Origin of the sequence: Stenotrophomonas sp. 22385 (genome assembly GCF_052045085.1) — a bacterium.
Taxonomy (GTDB): domain Bacteria; phylum Pseudomonadota; class Gammaproteobacteria; order Xanthomonadales; family Xanthomonadaceae; genus Stenotrophomonas.
The window spans coordinates 98,202-117,171 of the sequence record NZ_JBQEOG010000004.1; the positions used below are offsets into that span (position 1 = coordinate 98,202).

The 18,970-nt window shown below is 63.3% G+C and carries 12 protein-coding genes; 5 read left to right on the forward strand and 7 right to left on the reverse strand.

The window, feature by feature from the left end:
* Positions 1–333 precede the first annotated feature (333 nt).
* From ACTJI4_RS08995 to ACTJI4_RS09005, 3 genes are all read left to right on the forward strand, one after another.
* A complete protein-coding gene (locus tag ACTJI4_RS08995; RefSeq protein ID WP_440869102.1) occupies positions 334–957 on the forward strand; it encodes a tyrosine-type recombinase/integrase in 624 nt (207 codons plus the stop codon).
* Positions 958–1,141: 184 nt separating this feature from the next.
* A complete protein-coding gene (locus ACTJI4_RS09000; protein ID WP_440869103.1) occupies positions 1,142–3,934 on the forward strand; it encodes a hypothetical protein in 2,793 nt (930 codons plus the stop codon).
* A gap of 570 nt (positions 3,935–4,504) precedes the next feature.
* Entirely contained in the window at positions 4,505–5,176 is a 672-nt protein-coding gene (locus ACTJI4_RS09005; RefSeq protein WP_440869104.1) for a class I SAM-dependent methyltransferase, read from the forward strand.
* Here ACTJI4_RS09005 and ltaE read toward each other — a convergent pair whose 3' ends face one another.
* The 6 genes from ltaE to ACTJI4_RS09035 all read right to left on the reverse strand — a co-directional run bounded on the left by ltaE (position 5,177) and on the right by ACTJI4_RS09035 (position 15,082).
* Positions 5,177–6,205: a low-specificity L-threonine aldolase gene (gene ltaE / locus ACTJI4_RS09010; protein ID WP_440869105.1), complete on the reverse strand. Its 1,029-nt coding sequence runs from the start codon at positions 6,203–6,205 to the stop codon at positions 5,177–5,179.
* Positions 6,206–6,245: 40 nt separating this feature from the next.
* Entirely contained in the window at positions 6,246–6,788 is a 543-nt protein-coding gene (locus tag ACTJI4_RS09015; protein WP_440869106.1) for a hypothetical protein, read from the reverse strand.
* A 217-nt stretch (positions 6,789–7,005) separates the two neighbouring features.
* The gene (locus ACTJI4_RS09020; protein ID WP_392923718.1) at positions 7,006–8,391 is read right to left on the reverse strand and encodes an NAD-dependent succinate-semialdehyde dehydrogenase; all 1,386 of its coding nucleotides are present in this window, start codon (positions 8,389–8,391) and stop codon (positions 7,006–7,008) included.
* A 520-nt stretch (positions 8,392–8,911) separates the two neighbouring features.
* The gene (locus ACTJI4_RS09025; protein ID WP_440869107.1) at positions 8,912–12,733 is read right to left on the reverse strand and encodes a M48 family metalloprotease; all 3,822 of its coding nucleotides are present in this window, start codon (positions 12,731–12,733) and stop codon (positions 8,912–8,914) included.
* A 57-nt stretch (positions 12,734–12,790) separates the two neighbouring features.
* Positions 12,791–14,320, reverse strand: coding sequence for an MFS transporter (locus ACTJI4_RS09030; RefSeq protein WP_440869108.1), 1,530 nt, complete (start codon positions 14,318–14,320; stop codon positions 12,791–12,793).
* A 15-nt stretch (positions 14,321–14,335) separates the two neighbouring features.
* On the reverse strand, positions 14,336–15,082 hold the full coding sequence (locus ACTJI4_RS09035) for an SDR family NAD(P)-dependent oxidoreductase (RefSeq protein WP_440869109.1): 747 nt from the start codon (positions 15,080–15,082) through the stop codon (positions 14,336–14,338).
* Positions 15,083–15,192: 110 nt separating this feature from the next.
* Between ACTJI4_RS09035 and ACTJI4_RS09040 the strand changes: the two genes are divergently transcribed.
* Positions 15,193–16,044: a LysR family transcriptional regulator gene (locus ACTJI4_RS09040; protein ID WP_440869110.1), complete on the forward strand. Its 852-nt coding sequence runs from the start codon at positions 15,193–15,195 to the stop codon at positions 16,042–16,044.
* A 199-nt stretch (positions 16,045–16,243) separates the two neighbouring features.
* On the opposite strand, the gene ACTJI4_RS09045 is transcribed toward ACTJI4_RS09040, so the two are convergent.
* Complete coding sequence (locus tag ACTJI4_RS09045) at positions 16,244–18,181, reverse strand: hypothetical protein (RefSeq protein WP_440869111.1); 1,938 nt, start codon at positions 18,179–18,181, stop codon at positions 16,244–16,246.
* A 162-nt stretch (positions 18,182–18,343) separates the two neighbouring features.
* Here ACTJI4_RS09045 and ACTJI4_RS09050 point away from each other — a divergent pair, with 162 nt between their 5' ends.
* Positions 18,344–18,871: a DUF6622 family protein gene (locus tag ACTJI4_RS09050; protein ID WP_440869112.1), complete on the forward strand. Its 528-nt coding sequence runs from the start codon at positions 18,344–18,346 to the stop codon at positions 18,869–18,871.
* Positions 18,872–18,970: the final 99 nt, after the last annotated feature.

Here is an 18,970-nt window from a genome sequence, read left to right on the forward strand (position 1 = left end):
GCTCGGATCGTGTCAGTCTTTCAAAGATACTTCGGCTATCCACCATCTCCCCCTGCTGCCTAACTACCTAGTAGCCGGATCCCTGGGTCCGGTTATACGACGTATCCACAACCCACCATATGGTGGGCTGTCCCCTTGATAGAGCTCGATCTTAGGCCTGCTGGGTCCGGCTAGCAAGCCGATGCATAGCCGGACCCAGAAGTAGTGCTGAAGGCCTCGCCGGATGTCAGGCCGAAGGCAGATTGACGTCCGCCTTGGGTCGCATCACGACATACTCACGGGATGCTTCTGTCCTTGGGATGAGCCTGACCTACCCTCCACCAGGAGTTAGTCATGGCAATCCTTGGCACACCTCAGCCGCACGAGCCTTGCAACAAAGGAAAGCTGATCGGCCAGAAGGCGCCGCTCAAGCTGGAAGACATTTGGGCAATCCGCATCAGGCTACAACTTGGCCGCAAGTTCCGTGATCTCGCTCTGTGCAATCTCGCGATCGATTCCGCGCTCCGCGCTTGCGATTTGGTAAAGCTGCCGGTGTCGGACGTCGCACACGGCGGACAGATAGCGTCTCGCGCCACGGTCATGCAGCAGAAGACCAGCCGGCCAGTCCACTTCGAGATCACCCAACTTACACAGGAAGCCGTACAGGCATTGATCACCTATGCTGATGTCACGAGCTCGGGTTTCCTTTTCACTAGCCGAATACTAGACTCGCCCCACCTGTCAACGAGGCAGTACGCTAGGATTGTCCATCGCTGGGTGGAAGAAGCCTGGCTTGAGTCCGGTTCCTACGGCCCCCACACGATGCGCAGGACCAAAGCTTCGTTGATCTACCGCCGGACGCGAAACCTCAGAGCGGTCCAGCTATTGCCGGGGCATACGAAGCTAGAGAGCCCGGTGCGCTACCTAGGCATCGAGGTGGCTGACGCCTTAGATATCGCCGAGCAAACGGATGTCTAAGCCCAATACGCCTGCTCCTCGACCGAGTAAGATCGAGGGGCGGCCGGATGCAGCCCTAGGCCCGACTAGTAGCAGAAAGCTTGTCACGCCTGTGCATTGATGGTTCCCCAGTGCCAAGGGAAACGGCTCTCGCGAACAGAAGTTCTGTAGCATTCCAGCAAAGCAGACTAGAGGCGGATTGTCGATGCTATTCGAATCCATCAAGAAGCGGATTATCAATCGATTGATCGACGAGATCTCGGCCATGGATCCAACGCATTTGGAACTGGCTGGACACGGGCTGATCGAGCTATTGGAGAACAAGAGGCTTGTGCATCACGGCATCAACAAAGAGCACAAGTTTGTCGGTTATACCGTCGACTCCTTCTCCGACGATTCGACGGTAATTGCCCAATACAGCACCGAGGGTGGCTACTTCAAGAACACCGGCAAGGAGGAAGCGCCCGTCTACGAAAAGATTGAGAAGGATGTACGAAGTGCCGAGAAGCATCGGCCTCGCACCGGTGAGACCAAAATCTATCTGATGTCAACAGAGGAGGAGATTCCTTCCTTCCGGTCAAAGTTCAATCGCACCGCTATGGCGCAAGAATTTGGGCATGCGCTGATCATCCTAGATGCGCGGGAGCTTGCCAAGCGCATCTACGAACTTGCCGTCGAGAGGCCGGACGCGGCGGCCTTTTTTAGAGAGTTCTTTCCCGAGTTTGGCCAAGCTCTCGACAACTTCGAATACTTCGGTCGCCTGCCGGCCCAATGTGCAAATCATCAATCAAACGAAGCTGTCATCGTTGCTCTGCGCAATCACTTCGCGGGAGGATGCTTGGTAGCAGTTCTGCATGGATTGAGTGGCTCGGGCAAGACACAAGCTGCCATCGATTTCGTTCACCAGGAAGAAAGGAACTTCGATAACTACGTCTGGCTAGCCGGTGGCGATTGGCATCCCAACATCCCGCTCTCTGCCGTAACGCGACAGCGAGGCGGAAAGCCCTTGAACGTAGTGGGGAGCTTCAATTCAGCCAAAACCATCCTGGTGATCGACCGGCTTGATCAGGCAGTGGATCCCGCTGTGTTCGCGGAGCTTCAGCCCGGGTTCGACAAAGGCGGTGTGGTGATCGTCACGTCCCAGGTAGCTGTTCCTGGTGCACCTTCGCATGTGCCAATACCGCGGGTGTCCGAGGAAGTAGCCATGCGAATTCTCGGCGAAGACCCCGCACAGGCAAGGGAGATCGGTAAGCGTTTCGTTGACGCGTGTGGATTCTTGCCCCTGATATTGGCTACTGCAAAAAGCGTTATAGACTCCCAGGGCATCCCACGCGATGCATTCTACGGGGAAGTGCTGGCGGCTCCGGACGCGCTGAGTGGAGACGACGGCGTCTCCATCCTAAGGGGCATTCTGCGCCGACTCGATGGCGCGCCTCTTGCTGCTTTGGAGAGAATTGCGAATACCGGCCTAACGATGCATGACGGAGACTTCCTTACCCACTTCATCCGTCACGTGCCAAAGTTGGAGCTTCAGAAGCTAGCGTTCCTGTCGCCGGCGAGTGCGACTGGCGTCCTGCTCGTCCATGACTTGGTGTGTCGAGCCGCTCGAACGGCCGACGGCACGGGTGACCTGGTTACAGAGGTCGAGCGCTATATCGAGCAGCTGCAAGGGGAGATGACCCCATCCGCGCTGCGTCAGATTCATCTGTCTCGAACGCAGCTGCTGGCAGAGCACCATCGACGCGGAGAGCGTGATCCAGATTGGCTACTATATGCCTTGCTGCAGATCGAGGAGGTTAAGCAAGAGGTCTTTTCTGCCTACGCCGGCCGGCCGATAATTCCTGACGGCACCCTTGCTGCGCTCGTATCCACGATCGATGCGCGCGAGCAGTACGCCTACACCCTGGATCGCCAGAGTCGTACCGACTACTACGCGGAATGCGCTCAGGAGTACGAGACTGCCTTGGGTGGTGCTGAGGGTAGAAACAGGGCGGAGCTTTCGCATCATCTTGGCAAGGCCTATCGCCGCTGTGGTGAGATAGACAAGGCACTAGCTACATTCCGGCAGTTGCTCGAGTTGGAGCCCACGTGGCACGCGACGCATGGCCAGATTGCACACTTGGGCGCGCAGCACGACGCTACAGAGCAGGCAAGGCAGGCTGGCGAGCAGTCATTGCGCTATCTGATCATGCAGATCGTGAGCGATCCAACGAGTGTGCCTTTGCGCGTAGCTATGGCAGCGTTAAGCAACCTGCGCTCCTACGCTGAGGTGGCTGAACAGCTAAATGAAGACGAGAGAAGCATACAGGCACTTGGTGAAGTGATAAGCCAATCAGCTCTCGAAGGGCTCGACCAGTTTTATGACGCCTTCTTCGCCTTTACCTCGAAGTTCAGCTACAAGCATCCGCTTATCAGCTTTGCGTTGGTTAGCGCCGTTGGAGATATGTTCGAGGTCTCACCTGTATCGATCGGAAGGAGGCACCTACTAAGCGTAAGCGAATCGCTTGCCAATGTCGCGCAGAGTGCGCAGCGTTCTGGAGATGCGGCGCTGGCAAGGAGGTTGTCGGGATTGAGCCTCATTTACGCTGAAGCGCTGCTCGCGGCGGGAGAGCCAGACTCATTTTCCGCTCGCGGGATTGCGAAAGTTTTCACAATTGCTGGAGAACCGGCCCGTGCGTTGCAGGTGATTGCCGCGGTTCCGGCTGGACAGGTTAACCACTGGCTGCTCTATCGCCGGGCCGAGGCTGAGTTGGCACTTGAGCTACCGCAGTCAATCCAAACAGCTCGGGATGCCCTGGCAGAGGCACAGCGTGATTCGCGCGCAGCAAGGCACCTAGCGTCGTACTTCGACATGTTGAGCCGCTCTCTAAAGCACGAAGGGGACATCCCTGGCGCAACGGAACAAGCGAGACTTGCCGTAGCGCATAGCGATGAGGGTCAGTTCCATCAGGAGCTGACCGAACGACTCACTGCGCTGGAGGAGTTACTTCGTCGCTAACCGCAATCGGCAGTCTTAGTGTACTGCGGGATGCCTGTCGGCAGCTCATTCATGCACTTGTCTGCTAAGGGTCGAAAGCGAACGTTGGTACCTGACCAGTCGCTTAAGTAGCCCCGGTGTCCTTTTCCGGTTAGAAGCAGACCAAAGCCATCTGTTCTCCCAGAACGCTCTGCGGAGGGCATCTGCATAGCTTTGGCAGAATGACCGGGGCATGCTTTCTGCAGCTCCGCCAACACATCGGACCAATTCTCCATCGGCTGCCGCTGCAAGCTGGGGGAACCCCTTTGGCAAGCAGCTCGTCTCTAAGTGCCGCTGACGCCTGCGCGAGTTCATCACGCTTCTCGTGCATTCGTTTAGTCATGCGGGCAGAAGACGTAAGGACACAGCGATATCCCGTATGGGTCGATAGCGAAGCTTAGCACCGGACCAGCCGCTCTAGGAGTCCTGATATCCGATTCCGGTTAGTAGCGGTCATTCTCTGGTGAGCGTTAACGCGTGGCCCACCAAGGCACGTCCGCGTATGTAACAATTGAGGTTACATATCAATGGGCCCGAGCAGGCCGAGTATCCATGTCGACGTTCAAGGATCCCTCCGCAGTCAGCAGCTATCAGCAAACCGCCCAAGCCAAGGTACCTGGCATGGCGGCGCTCCATCGCATGACCCACCTCCTGCTGGCCGAATCCGTTCCGCCAACGGGCGAGGTGCTGGTGCTGGGTGCCGGGGGCGGGCTGGAGCTCCACGCGTTTGCCCAGGCGCAGCCGGGCTGGCGGTTTGTTGGCGTAGATCCTTCACTTCCGATGCTGGAACTTGCACGGGAAACCCTGGGCGCGAACGCCTCGCGTGCTGTGCTGGTGGAGGGCGTCATCGAAGATGCGCCGCAGCGTGAGTTTGACGGCGCTACCTGCTTGCTGACGCTGCACTTCCTTGACCCGGATGCGCGGCTGAAGACCCTGCGAGGGTTGTTCCAGCGCCTCCGGCCTGGTGGTCTGCTGGTGGTCGCCCACCACAGCTATGCGCCGAAAGCCCGTATGCGCTGGCTTCGCCGCTCAGCTGCATTCGCGTCGATCAACGGTGTGCTGGACGAGCGGGACGAAGCGTCGATTGCGGTCATGGCCGATAAGCTGCCGGCCATCTCCGCAGAGGACGAGGTGGCGTTGCTGGAGGCGGCCGGCTTCACGGACGTGGAGCTGTTCTACGCCGCCTTCAGCTTCCGGGGCTGGGTCGCGCGCCGGCCTGACTGATCACCCAGCCACCACGCTCCGGATCACTGATACGGTCCGGTCAATGGCTTCCCGGTCGATCTGCCAATGGGTCACCAGGCGCATCTTGCCGTCGTACGCACCGTTGGCCCGTATGCCGGCGGTTTCCAGGGCTTGCATCAGCCCCGGCATGTCTACGCCTTCGGGTAGCGCGAACCACACCATGTTGATGTGGACGTCTTCCATGTCCACGTCAATGCTTGGCACTTGGGCCAACTGCTGGGCGAGGTACGTTGCATTGTCGTGGTCCACATCCAGCCTTTGCGTCATTTCGGTGAGCGCAAGAATGGCCGGCGCGGCAATCACCCCGGCCTGGCGCCACCCTCCTCCCAGCAGCTTGCGGTTGTAACGGGCGCGCTTGATGAAGGCCGCGGGCCCGGCCAGGATCGAACCGACCGGTGCGGCCAGGCCCTTGGAAAGGCAGCACATCACCGTGTCCACATGCTGGGTGATCGCTTTCACGTCGCAGCCCAGGTAGGTGGCGGCATTGAACACGCGTGCGCCGTCCAGATGGATGGGAACGCCTTGTTCCCGGGCGATGGCGGCGGTGGCCTCCATCGTTGCCAGCGGAATCACGCGGCCGTTGCCGTGCGCGTTTTCCAGGCAGATCAGTCCGGTGCGGGGAATGTGGATGTCCTCCCCCACCCGGATGCGGGCTGCGATCTCGCGGGGGTCCAACTGGCCCCGGTTGCTGGCGATGGTACGCAGCTGGACGCCACTGATGACCGCCGCCGCACCGTTTTCGTGCCAGACCAGGTGCGAGTCGTCGCCGGCGATGACTTCGTCGCCCCGGCGGCAATGGGTGAATACTGCGAGCTGGTTGCCGAATACCCCCGTGGGAACGAACAGCGCGTCGTCCTTGCCCAGCATGTCGGCGGCCAGACGCTCAAGCTGGATGACGGTGGGGTCGTCCTGGTAGACGTCATCCCCCACCTCTGCGGTGGCCATGGCCTGGCGCATCGCGGGGGTGGGTTGGGTGACGGTGTCGCTGCGCAGATCAATCCACTGCATTGGGGAACTCGCTGAATGGGGTGCCGAGGTGGCTTCGCGTCTACTGGGTGTAGTACAGGCACCCTGCCACGGCGGACGGTCCATGATCGGCGTCGATCCTCGAGGTTATCAATGCCTTCACCTCGATGCCATCCCCTTCGGCTTCCGGCGTTGACTCAACAATGCGCATCCCGGCAGGACCGCCCTGCCTCATCTCCGGTTCAATGCCCATGGACTTGGCGAGGCCTGCGCCGATGGCTGGGTCATCGAAGGTGGCGACTACGGAACTGCGCGACAGTATCAAACGCCTGGTCGGATGGCCGAAAATGAGCACGGGTTCGGTGAGCTGCATTTCCGCCAGGACACCGGCAATGTTGCCCAGCGCCATGCCGTATTCTCCCGCTTCGCGGGCGACCGGTTGCCAGCCTGCCGAGGGCTCGCGGCTGGATGCGACGTCGCGTAGCTCATGGGCCAATGTGCGGAACGCTGCGCGGTCGGCCTTGCAGGTCGCGAGGGCTACGGCGCGGTCGATTTGTTCCTGATTGGGGGCGGGGTTCCGGGCTGGTTCTGTCGCTGACGCCATGGGTGCCAAGGCTAGTGCCATGCCAATGAGACCGAGGGACTTACACCATTCGCTTGCGATCAATTTGTAATGCTCTCTTCCTGGGGCAGCCACGCATGGCGTGGCACTACGCTTCTTCGTGCACCGGTCAATGCGCGGTGCACGCGATTGTAAGCGTTTCTGGCACCTTGCCGGATGCGTCACTTCACGTGAGGGCGCTCGGTGCCGCAGAGCCGGTTGTTGGCGCCGCGGTCAACTGTCAAGCGGCAGCCGGAATCTTGATCGACTTGACGTTGACGAACTCCTTCAACCCTTCCGGGCCGTGCTCGCGGCCGTAGCCGGATGCCTTCACCCCGCCGAAGGGCAGCGCCGGGGAGGCAACGTCGAAGGTGTTGATGAAGACCATCCCGGTATCGAAGTATTTGGTGGCCAGCTCGCGGGCGCGCTTCACATCGCGGCTGAAAATGCCGCCGCCCAGGCCGTAGCGGCTGTCATTGGCAATGCGTAGCGCATCCTCATCGTCCTTGGCGCGGATGATGGCGGCCGCAGGGCCGAACAGCTCATCGTCGTACGCCACCTGCCCCGGCGCGACGTCGGCCAGTACGGTGGCCGGATAGAACCAGCCGGTGCGCTCTGGTACCTCACCGCCTACCAGCAGGCGGGCGCCTTGCGAGACACTCTTTGTGACCTGTTCGTGCAGCTTGTCACGCTGCGCCTCGGAGACCAGCGGGCCCAGCTGCGTATCGGCGGCGTTCGGGTTGCCCATCTTGATCGCCTTGAACTTACTGGCGTAGGCGCTGACGAAGGCATCGTAGTTCTTCTCGGTCACGATGAAGCGCTTCGCATTGACGCAGGTCTGCCCATTGTTGAACAGGCGTCCTTTGACGCAGGTCTCCACGGCCAGATCAAGGTCGGCATCGTCAAGCACGAGGTAGGCGTCGTTGGAGCCCAGCTCGAGTACCGTCTTCTTGAGCGCTGCGCCCGCCTTGGCTGCCACGGTGCGCCCTGCGGTTTCGCTGCCGGTCAGCGTCACGGCCCGGACCAGGTCGTTCTCCACGATGCCGTTGGACTGGTCATGGGTGATCAACAGCACGCCGAACAGGCCCTTGGGCAGGCCGGCACTTTCGTAGATATCACGGAGCAGCAGCCCGCTGCCGGTGCAGCTTTCCGCGTGCTTGAGCAGCACGCCATTGCCTGCCATCAGGCTGGCGATGGAGTAACGGATCGCCTGGTAGGCCGGGAAGTTCCAGGGTTGGATGCCGTACACCACGCCGATTGGCGAATGGGTCACGATGCCGGTGGCACCTTCTACATCCCGCTCTTCGTCCGCCAACGCCACAGGCCCCTGCTTGGCGGTGTAGTCACAGATGGCGGCGCACAGTTCCACCTCCGTGCGGCTGTCTTCAATCAGTTTGCCGACCTCGCGGGTCATCAGCTGGGCGAACTCTTCCTTGCGTTCGCGAAGCGCTTTGGCGATGGCGGAAACCACCTTGGCCCGTTCGTCCAGGGGGCGCAGGCGCCATTCCAGGTAAGCGTTGTGGCTGGATTGGACTACCGCTGCGGCTTCGTCGTCTGACATGTACGAATAGGTGGCAATCACTTCTTCGGTAAGTGGATTGATCGTCGTGAGCTGCTTGTTGGTCATGGAGAGCCTGCACTTCGTGGGGGAAGAAAGTGACGGAAGAGAGTTGCACCGTCACGGTTTCCACGTAGTGAAGTCTTGGGTGGTACGCATCACCTGGGATTCACTGCATCAGGCAGTGGGCTGCATGGCGCCTGGTTGTGTCGATGCCAGGTATGCTGCCGAGGTAATGCGCCTAGCGACGTCCGTCGGCATGGGCCGCCTGCTGCTCGGCAAGAGCCGCTTGCTTCACGGCACGGTCCGCCAGCTCTTGGTCGCGCCTGACCATCTCTAGAATCGAATCCAGCTGCGCGACACCGGGCCGGTGATCACGAGTAGCCACTCAACCAGTGTTCCGCGCATCCTTGCGGTCATTGTGTTGTCCGGCAGCGCTTCGTTCATGGTCATGCGTTACCGGGTGTTGATGTTTTGAGGGCGGTCGTCTGGCGACCGCCCCTACCACCGCCAGGCGGCGCCCGGTCCCGCATAGGTCGGCGCTACGCGGCTTGGCACGGCGAGAGCGGTTCTCGCCGTGCCTTGTGGCTTACATCAGGTGCGGGCGCTCGGTGCCGAAGAGCAGCTTTTTGGCGCCTTCGCGCCAAGCCTGCGGGCACGATTCGCCTCGCACCACCGCTGCAACGGTGTAGGCGTAGCCGCGATTGGCCGGGCTGACGCGGCCGAGTGCGTTCTCTGCCTGCTGCACGCTGGCGTTGGCGCGCACGGCATCGACGAACGCCACCACGCGTGCGGCTTCCCGGGGATCGGTGGCCAGCACCTTCCCGCGCCACGCCGCTTCGTTGCCGCCGTGCCGCAGAGCCAATGCCCACATGCTCCACACCGAATCCGGATCAATCCCCTGCTCTTCCGGCAGCCCCATGGCCTGCTTGACCCAGTCGCCCTGCGCGCCGTCGGAAGCGGCTACCAGGCGGACGATGCGTGGCAGTAGTTCGGCGTCGGTCTCGGCCAGGCTCAATGCGCGCTGGTACTCGCCCTGGTCGAGCTGGTAGTACGCCTCATAGGGCGTGCCGTCGGCTTCGTTGCTTTCCAGGGCCAGCATGTTGGCCAGCAGGGTCGATTCCCTGGCCAGCGCTGCAAGTGCGCCATTGCTGGCACCCAGCATGCGCCGCACGCGCGCCAGTTCCAGCGCGGTGAACTCGGCCGTCTGCGGCACCGCCGCGGCTTGGGTCCAGACCTCGTTGGCACCGGCCCAGTCGGTGCGTTGGGCCAGCACGTAGCCGGCGGCCAGCGCGAACCACGGGTTCTCCGGCCAGCGGCGATGCCCGGCCAGGAAGGCTTCGTCCTGCTCGGGGCTGTCGGCCATGCAGCGAATGGCGAGGTAGGCAAACGGCGCAGAGGAAGGTTCGCGCGCGGCCTGTTGCTTGTGGCGTTCGCAGGCGGCGCTGACGCCGTTGCTCTCGCTGAGCTTCTGTTCGATCCGCATGGTTGCGACGTCTTCGGGATGGCGCTTGAGCCGCTCGTCGATGATGCCCTGCAGGGTCGCCGGGTTCTTCGCTGCCATGGCAAGCCAGGTGGTCAGGTGGCGCGACTCCGGCGCATCCCAGCGCGCATGCGCCAGGATCATCGCCTCGCGCTCGCTTTCATCGGAGACCATGCCTACCTGCCGCTGCGGCGAGAAGTCGCCGACGGCCGTTACCACCGAGCGCTTGCCGCCATTGGAATGCTTCTGGGTCTGGATGGATTCCGGCGGTTCCTCGAGGACGATGTCGGCACTGGTGGCCGCCCAGCGTTGTGCGCCCAACTGGCGCTCGGGGTCTGCGGTTGCGCCGCCATACACGGCCGACCACTGGACCATCGGCGTGGCGCCGGCCACGTTGTAGGTGAAGTGCGAGCGGCCGGTCATGCGTTCACTGTCGAAAGACTCGATCAGCTGCCCGTCTGCGGTATGGGTGACCACCTTGTGCGCGGTACCGGGGTCCACATCCAGGGTGGCACTCTCCAGCGGCGCCAGTGCGACGGTCTTGCCGTCGATAGTGACCTGCACCGGGGTGGCAAGGCCGTTGTACAGCGAGACCGTGGCACTGCCGGTAAGCATGCCGAACACCAGCACGCCCACCACGATGGCGGCTGCGGCCGTAGCGCGGGCGGCGCCGGCGGCCCAGCCGTCTGCGGTCTGGAACCGGTCCCACCAGCCCAGCTTGGTCTGCAGCTTGCGCTCCTGGCCGGGCAGCAGCACCGGGTAGCCCTTGGGGGGCCGCGAAGGGGCCGGCGCAGCGGGTGCCAGTTCGCCCGAATCCAGCCGTTCCACCACGGCGTCTTCGTTGGCCAGCAGCGCTTCCAGCGTTGCCGCGCGCAGCTGCGACAGCACGTTGCAGGTGTGGTTGACCCAGTCGCTCGCGTGCTGGATCCAGTTGTCCATGTTGCCCTCTGCCGGCGTGGCGAGGCCCAGCTTGCCCAGGGCTTCCGCCAGCGGCTTGCCGCCGTGCGCGATCACGGTCTCATCGATCACGCAGCTGCGGGCGCTGTCGTAGATGAAGACCAGGGCCTGCTGCACGCGGCCGGCAGCCACGATCAGCCGGCGCAGCTCGTTCCTGGAAACGCGTTTGTCGGCGGTCACTACCTGCAGCACGTTGACGAACACCCCGTACCCGTCACGCAGGTCGGCTTCGGTGTGCTCACAGAAGTGCAGCAGGGCCACCTGCCCTTCCAGCAGTGCCTCCCACTCTGCCCCGCTGCGGCGTGCGGCCAGCCGGTGCAGGCTGCGGCATTCCTGGTCGTGCTTCGTCACGGTTTGGCGCAGGGGGGCGATCTCCGCATCCAGCGTGGTGATCACCGGGCCCAGGCGCGAGGTGTCAAGCACCTGGTCGCGCCAATGCACGCGGTTGCCCGATGCGCGCAGGTGTCCGGCGCGGGCAGCCTCCAGCGTGGCGCGCTCGTCCTCCAGCAGCTGCAGCTGCTGCAGCGCCTTGCCATGGGCGGGCGCGTAGAGGGTGGTGATTCGCTCGCGGATCTGGGCGTCGTTCAGCGGCGCAAGGGTGTGCAGGAAGAGCTCGGCCGGGGTGGCCACGCCGCGGACGAACGAGCGGCGCAGGTAGGTGCCCTGGTAGCGCTGCTGCAGGGCGCGGATGTCGAATTCGGCATCCAGCCGGCGCAGCGATTCTTCACCGTCTTCAAAGGCCGGCGGGGTTTCGCGCAGCATGTCGCGGGAAAGCTGGTGCTTGAGCGCGTCGGCGTCGCGGAACAGCAGCATGGCCGGGCGTTCGTCGATGGCCGCTTCCACGTAGCGGCGCTTGAGGTTGTTTTCGCGGTCTACGTTGGCCGGGTGCGTGGACCACATTTCCGGTGCACGCACCATGGCCTGGCGGAACACGCGGTGCTGTTCGCGCTCACGCTCGGGCAGCTGCGGCGGCTCGGCATACAGGGGGTCGGGCGAGACCCGGCGCAGGTTGGCCAGCATCCGGGTCTGCACGGCGAACAGGTCGGCCACGGCATGGCCGGCGGCGAATTCGCGCGAAGCAAAGCTGAGCGTCCTGCCCCAGGCATCGTCGGCCGCGCCCAAGCGGTGCAAGGCATGCACCAGGGCATCGCTGCCGGCCAGCGAGGCGGCCACCAGGTCGGCCTGGTACTCCATTTCGCGCGACAGGGCGCGCTCGGACAGCGCCACCACGCTGAAGGCCGTATCCACCAGCGAGCGGATGGCCCACACGATCAGCGACAGCAGCCAACCCACCCACGCGATGCGCAGGTCCAGGCGCGAAACGGTGGCCAGGATGGTGTCGAGCGCATCGCGCCGGGCCACCAGCTGGCTGGCGATCTGGTGGGCCACGTACACCCACCGCCCCACCGCCATGGTGCGCTGGGCGAAGTGGCCGAATTCGTGGGCCAGCACGGCTTTGAACTCGCCCAGATTCAGTGCGTTCACCAGCGGCAGGCCGATGTCCAGGTTCTTGCGCGAGGGCAGCAGCAGGTTGACCAGTGAGAGGTCATAGAAGACGCCCGCGTTGACCCGTGGCGACAGGTACACGTGCTTGGGACGCGGCGCGCCGGCTTCGTCGGCCAGTCGGTGCAGGAAGGCGAACAGCTCGGGCTGGTCTGCCGGCTTGAGCTCCATGTCCTTGGAGGCCTGGCCACGCTTGAGGAAGATCAGGCCCTTGGCCATGAAGGCGGCCAGGAACAGGGCGAACGCACCGACGATGACGTTGGCCAGCGAGTTTCCGCTGTCGCCGGCCAGCAGGGTGCGCAACACCCGGTAGGCGGTCCAGCCGAACCAGCCCATCAAGGCAAAGTACGCGATGGCGAAACCGAGCAGACCGGCCACGGCCAGCCATGCATGGCGGCGGTAGGCGGAGCTGGGTGCGGTGAGCTGCGCGGGCACGGCCGACGGCCCCGCCGGATAGAGCGAATCCATTATGTATATCCCCCTGTTGTCCTGCTCCTTGCCGTCCCCCCGGACGTGGCATGGAGCTTACCCGGCGTCATGCCCGGTTCCGGGGGGATTGTGCACATTAATGGGCGGGTGTGCATCTGCCGCTGCGTGCGTTTGGGAACCGATCCCACCCTCCGGCGTCATGCCCGGTTCTGGGGCGGTAGCGGCAAGCCTGCTGCAGAGAATCGCCGCCGTCCCCATCGCCATTGCGATCATCAGGCAGGCCACAGCGAAGCCTGACCTGACCTCGTCCGCACTTGCTCCGTCAGGTGCGAGGGAGAAGAAGACCCCGCCCACCAACGCGACTGAGAGCGCAGCGCCAAGTTGCATCGCGGCGCTGACACTGCCCGCTGCCAGGCCTGCCCAACGAGGGTCCACCCGATCAACGTTCAGTCGCACCAGCGCAGGGAGCGCCATACCCTGTCCAATACCAATGAGGAACAGAGGAAGTTGGAGCAGAAGCGGCTTGCCCGTCGCCGCCAACCCCGCCGCCAGGAGCAGGCCCGCGACCTCCAGGCTCATACCGAACGAAGCTGCGCTTGAACCCAACCATCGCGAGAGCCTCAGCCCGCACGTGGGCCCCAACAACTGGCCGATCCCGAGCGGAAGAATCGCCAGCCCCGCTGCCAGTGCATTCCGGCCGAGCCCGGCCTGTTGGTAGACCGCGAAGGTAAGGAAGAACGCTGCCAGCGCATAGAACAGGACCGCTGCCAGCAGGCCAAGGCGGAAGCCGGGGGCGGCCGATATGACCGAGGGAGGCACCAGTGCGGAAACGCCTGTTCGTTCGCGGTGCTTTTCGTAACGCCAGAAGGCGATGAGCAGCGCCGGGCTCAGCATCAACAGGACCAGGCTCCACCACGGCCATCCATGCTCGCGGCCCTCAATCAGCGGAACCACCAGCGCCAGCACGCCCAACGCCAGCAGCAGTGCACCGGGGTAATCCATGCCCTCCCCTGTCGCCCCTTTTGTTTCGCGCACCAGGATCAGTGCGGCAGGTACAGCCAGCACGATGACGGGGAGATTGATCAGGAAGACGCTGCGCCAGCCGGTATGCCAGAGATCTGTCGAGACCAGCACGCCCCCCAGCAGCTGGCCGCCCACCGCAGCCAACCCGAACGTGGCGGCATACAGGCTGAGCGCACGGCCCTTCTCGCTCGCCGGGAACAGCGCATGGATGGATGCCAGGGACTGTGGCGCCATGACGGCGGCCGAGATGCCCTGTAGCAGCCGGCCAATGACCAGCACGGCGGCCGAGTCGGCAAGGCCACAGAGGGTGGACGCCAGCCCGAACCCGAGCATGCCCCCTACAAACGTACGTCGACGTCCGTAGATGTCGCCCAGACGGCCACCGAGGATCAGCGTGACGGCGTACGCCATCGCATACATCGACACCACCAACTGCGCGACATCTGCCGATGCGTGCAGGTCTGCACGAATCGACGGCAATGTCACATTGACAATGAAAAAGTCGAGCGGCGGCAACAGCGTGCCAGTAAGCAGCACGGCAAGGGCCGGCCAGCGGCGCGGGTCTGTAACGTGTGCGTCGGTATTGATGGTCAAGGGCTTCATCGTCGGATCCGCAGATCAGCGCATGCCGCCCGAGGCGATGATGTGCTCGCCCGACACCCAGCCAGCATCGCCGGATGCGAGGAACGAGACGATCGCCGCGATTTCTTCAACCTGTCCGATCCGGCCAAGCGGCGTCTGCTGCTCGTTCCACGTCTGGAACTCCGAGCCCATCACGCCATTGGCGTGGGTACCGTCGGTTTCGATCAGGCCTGGGTTCACGGAATTGACGCGGATTCCTCGCGGCCCCAGCTCGCGCGAGAGGACGCCGGTGATGGCGTCGAGGGCTCCTTTGGTGCCGCTGTAGATCGCACTATCGGCTGGCAGGATCCGGGTAACGAAAGAGCTGATATTGATGAGGCTCCCGCCCTGCCCCAGGTGCGGCACGGCGGCGCCAGCGACGAGGAGCGGGCCAAGCACATTCAGGTCGAACTGCTGGCGATACAGCTCCTCGGTGGTGTCTTCGATCCTAGCAAACTGATAGATGCCTGCATTGTTGACCACGATGTCCAGCCCGCCGAAGTGTTCGATGGTGGACTGGATGAGCGCATCCACCTCCGATTTGTTGCGAACGTCGGCGCGGACCGATAGTGCAGTTCCACCAGCGGCCTTGATCTCGGTAACCAGTGCTGCTGCCTCGCGTTCGCTGGTGGTGTAGTTGACGACCACCTTCGCCCCGTCGCTGGCAAGGCGGCGGGCTATGCCAGCGCCAATACCTTTCGAAGCGCCGGTGACGAGTGCGACCTTGTTGCTCAGCTTGTTCATGATGTGGGGCCCAGGTTGATTGCAAGGCGGGCATGGTCACTCCCACAGGATTGTTTGTGGACTGGCATTGCTGCATATTCTGCGTACATATTTGAACGGGCGTGCCTGGCGTGGAATGGAGCGACATCCGGATATTTCTCGCGGTCGTGCGCGGAAAATCACTCGGCGAGGCTGCCCGCAGCCTTGGCGTGAGCCACCCGACAGTGGGCCGGCGGATCAAGGCGCTCGAGGAGGAGGCCGAACAGCCACTCTTTCGCCGAACGAAAGACGGCCTTGTGCTCACGGACGCCGGGGACGCGGTGCTGTCCCTGGCTGAGTCCATGGAGGAATCCGCGCTTTCCATGGAACGGCGTTTGGCGGGCAACCACGAACGGCTCGAAGGGGTCCTGCGGATATCCTCGGCGGACTGGTTCGCCGCTTATGTCCTGGCGCCGGTTTTCGTTGAATTGGGGCGGCGTCACCCTGCCGTAGTGCCTGAGGTCATCGCGAGCTATCGGCTGCTTGACCTGTCCCGTCGCGAAGCTGATGTTGCTTTCCGCATCATTCCTTTCAGTGAGCCGGACATCGTCCAGCGTCGTCTGATGAGCATGCCTTACGGTCTCTATGGCTCGGCGGAGACCGTGCGCGCGGTAAGCGACGATCCGCAATCGGTGCGGCTGATTCTGATGAACTCAGCCCAGGCCCACTTCCCGGATGTCACCTGGCTGCTGGATCGATTCCCGCATTCGAAGCGCGCCTTCACCAGTACCAGCCGCAGCGTTCAGGCGCAGATGTGCCTTCGCGGCCATGGCGTTGCGGTGTTGCCGCGACCGTTGGCTGAGGGTGTGCAGGGGCTGCATCGGATTGATCTGCTCGGGGATCCGCCAAGCAGGGACGTGTGGGTGGGGTATCACCAGGATCTTCGGCACATGGATCGGCTGCGGGCGCTGCTCGATATCGCCGAGAAGGTGTTGCCGCGATAGGCAGTTGGAAACGGATCTACCGCGATGTGGCCATCGGTAGGGTTGCATCCCAATCAACCGCCGGGGTGGTGATCACTCTTTAGGGCATGACCTCGAACGCGAGTAGCGCTTTTCGGTTCGAGGTCATGCGTTACCGCGCCGATTACCGTTATCGGCGGTCGTTTGGGAACCGACCCTACCCTGCCACGCCGCGTCGGTTTCAGTTGGTGCGGGTCGCGGACATTGCGGCTCGGATGTCATCCGGGATTGGGCAAACGGTGCCTTGGCGTCGGGCGGGCCCGGTGAGCGGCTCGATCACACTGCCTTCGGTTTCCCTTGAGCCGCGTTGGCAGTGGAGTGAAAGGAACAGGGTGCGGCCGTTGCGGTCTACCCATTGTTGGCCGAGGCACTCCCCGTCCGGCCTTTCAAAGGTTGGGCCGATCAGCTCAGTCAGTGATCCTTGGTTGGGCAGGTTGCGGAGCATGGGGCTGTCGTTCATCGAGGCATTGAGCCAGCTGGCGATGACCGAGCCATCCATGCGATGCAGTGTCGTGATCCTGCCTGGCGCGTCATTGGCGAGATAGCGGGATGTCCACAGGCGGTCTTCGCCCCACGGGGTGATCGCGGTGTAGCGAGCCGGCAGCCGCTCGATCCCGTCAGCATCGATGAAGCCGTAGTAGCCATCGCTCAGGAACACGACGCCGGTTGGCAGCAGCGCTTCCGCATATCGGATGGTCTCGCCCACGAAGCGCTCGCGCTTTACGTGATACAGGCGAAAGCCCTCGGCGTCGCTTCGCACGAGGAGTAATTGGCCATCAGCGCTGACCTGGTCTATCCACGTACCCTTTGGCAGCAGGTGCTGGCCAAGCCCGGCATCGAGCCACAGTCGTGGCTGGGATTCGCCGTCCAGTGTGCCGAAGAAGCCTGTGGCCTCTGCGCTCAGGCGGCTCAGCGGTGGTGTCTGGGCCAGCAGCGTTCCCCTGCAGTCCACCAGGGTTTCCTGCCCATCTTCCGCTATCGCCTGCCGTAGCTCGGGACGCCCCTCGACCTCCTTCCACGCGTAGGCGGTGAAGGGCCCCAGCACCTGGCCGTTGGCATCAACCAGCTTGTCACCGGTATCGCCCATGCGCGTGCGCCATATACCCGGGCAGATCTCCTCGCCGGAAGTCGCACCGGCGATTGCCTGGAAGCGCCCATCCGGGTACATGAGGCCGTGCACGGCGTCGGCTTCATTCGCGAAAATGCCTTCTGCGTCTTCGCGGATGACGTGGTATTCGATGGCCCAGCGCGGCCAGCTGCCCGGATCTTCAGAGGCGAGGCTGCGCGCGCGCGCCGATGAGTAGCCCACAACGTAGATGCGCGTGCGATCTCCGGTCAGTTGGCCGTCTGCGTCCAGCCGGCGCCACGCCCTGCCCTGCAGCCCAAGCCAGCCACCGTTGCTGAGCGGAATCAGGCTGTCGATGCGCTCGGTCCACAGGGTCTTGCCTGCCTCATCGCGCAGCGCGCATGGCGTGCCTGGGTTTAGGTCGCAGACCAGGTATTGCGTGCGTTCCGGGAACGGACCGGCTGCCCGGAGTTCGCCTTGGGCGAGCTGCATGCGCAGCTGCCCGCGCGCATCGAAAATGCGTTCGCCCGCTTCCCGCGAGCGCCAGCTGTAGCGTCGCGGGTGCGCCGTGATGGCCCATTCGCCGCTGCCCGGCTGCCAGTCGATGAAAGTGCTTCCATCGGCACGTAACAGGGCGGTCCCTGCCCTGGACCACGTGCTGAACAATGGGGCTTTGTCTGGATCGTCCGGGTGACGTTCGAATGGCGCATCGGATCGGAGCTCTACATACGGGCCCTTCAATGACACGCGGCCAGCGTCATCGAACCACACGCTGCCGCTCCTCTCGAAATCCACGACGAGCCAGCGATGCGGAGCAACCTGCTGCGGCCGCCCCGGCCACTCCTGGATCAACCGGCCCTGATCGTTGGCGACCAGGCCGCTGTCGAACCCGCTGGCCTGCAGGACGAATGTCTGGGGTTCTTCCGCCCCTGCCGGCGCGATGCCCAGAGCGAGTGCCAGTAGGCCCGACTGGGCAATGCGCTGGATACGCCTGCCAGGGCTGATGCCCGGGGCGTCGAATCGTTGCGTGGCGTCCGTGTCGTGCTTGGTCATCCGGCTATCTTGAGCGTACTGGAGGGCGCCTATGGTAGCCGCCAACCTGTACTTCCCGATGGCTGACAGCTGTCACTTGTTCCGTTTTGGCCCAAAGAGAGAATTACTCCATTCCGTCACGGCGCTGCACGGCCGGCCCCCACCCCAAGCCAAGGAACCTCCATGAACATGCTGCAGCAATTCGCTTCGCACACCCCGCTCTGGGTGTGGGCGCTTCTGATCTTCCTGATCACGCGCGGCATCGCGGCGATGAAGCCGGGTGAGATCACGCTGGTGAGGCTGGCGGTGGTGCCTGCGCTGTTCACCGCGTGGGGCCTGTGGTCGATCAGTGCCCGCTATGGCACCTCCTGGCAGGCATGGGGGCTGTGGCTGGCCGGGATCGGCGCGGGGGCGGGCATCGGCTGGATGATGCTGCGCCGTGCGACGCTGACCGTGAACCGGGCAACCGGGAAGCTGTGGCGCAGTGCGGATTACAGCCTGCTGCCGCTGCTGCTGGTGACATTCGCGGTGAAGTACGGGTTTGAATCCGCGCTGGCGATGTCGCCGACGCTCGCGGGGGATGTTGGTTTCCGCGCTGCCTATCTGCTGCTGTCGGGCGGTTTCACCGGGATCTTCATCGGCAAGTACCTCCGTTACGTGGCCGCGTGGCGCCAAGCAACGCCGGGCAATGACGTGCGGGTTTCAGGCTGAGGCATGCCGGGAATGACCTCGAACGTCGCTGGCGCCTTTTCGATTACTGGTCATGCGTTGCCGTGCCGATCACCGTTATCGGCGGTCGTTTGGGAACCG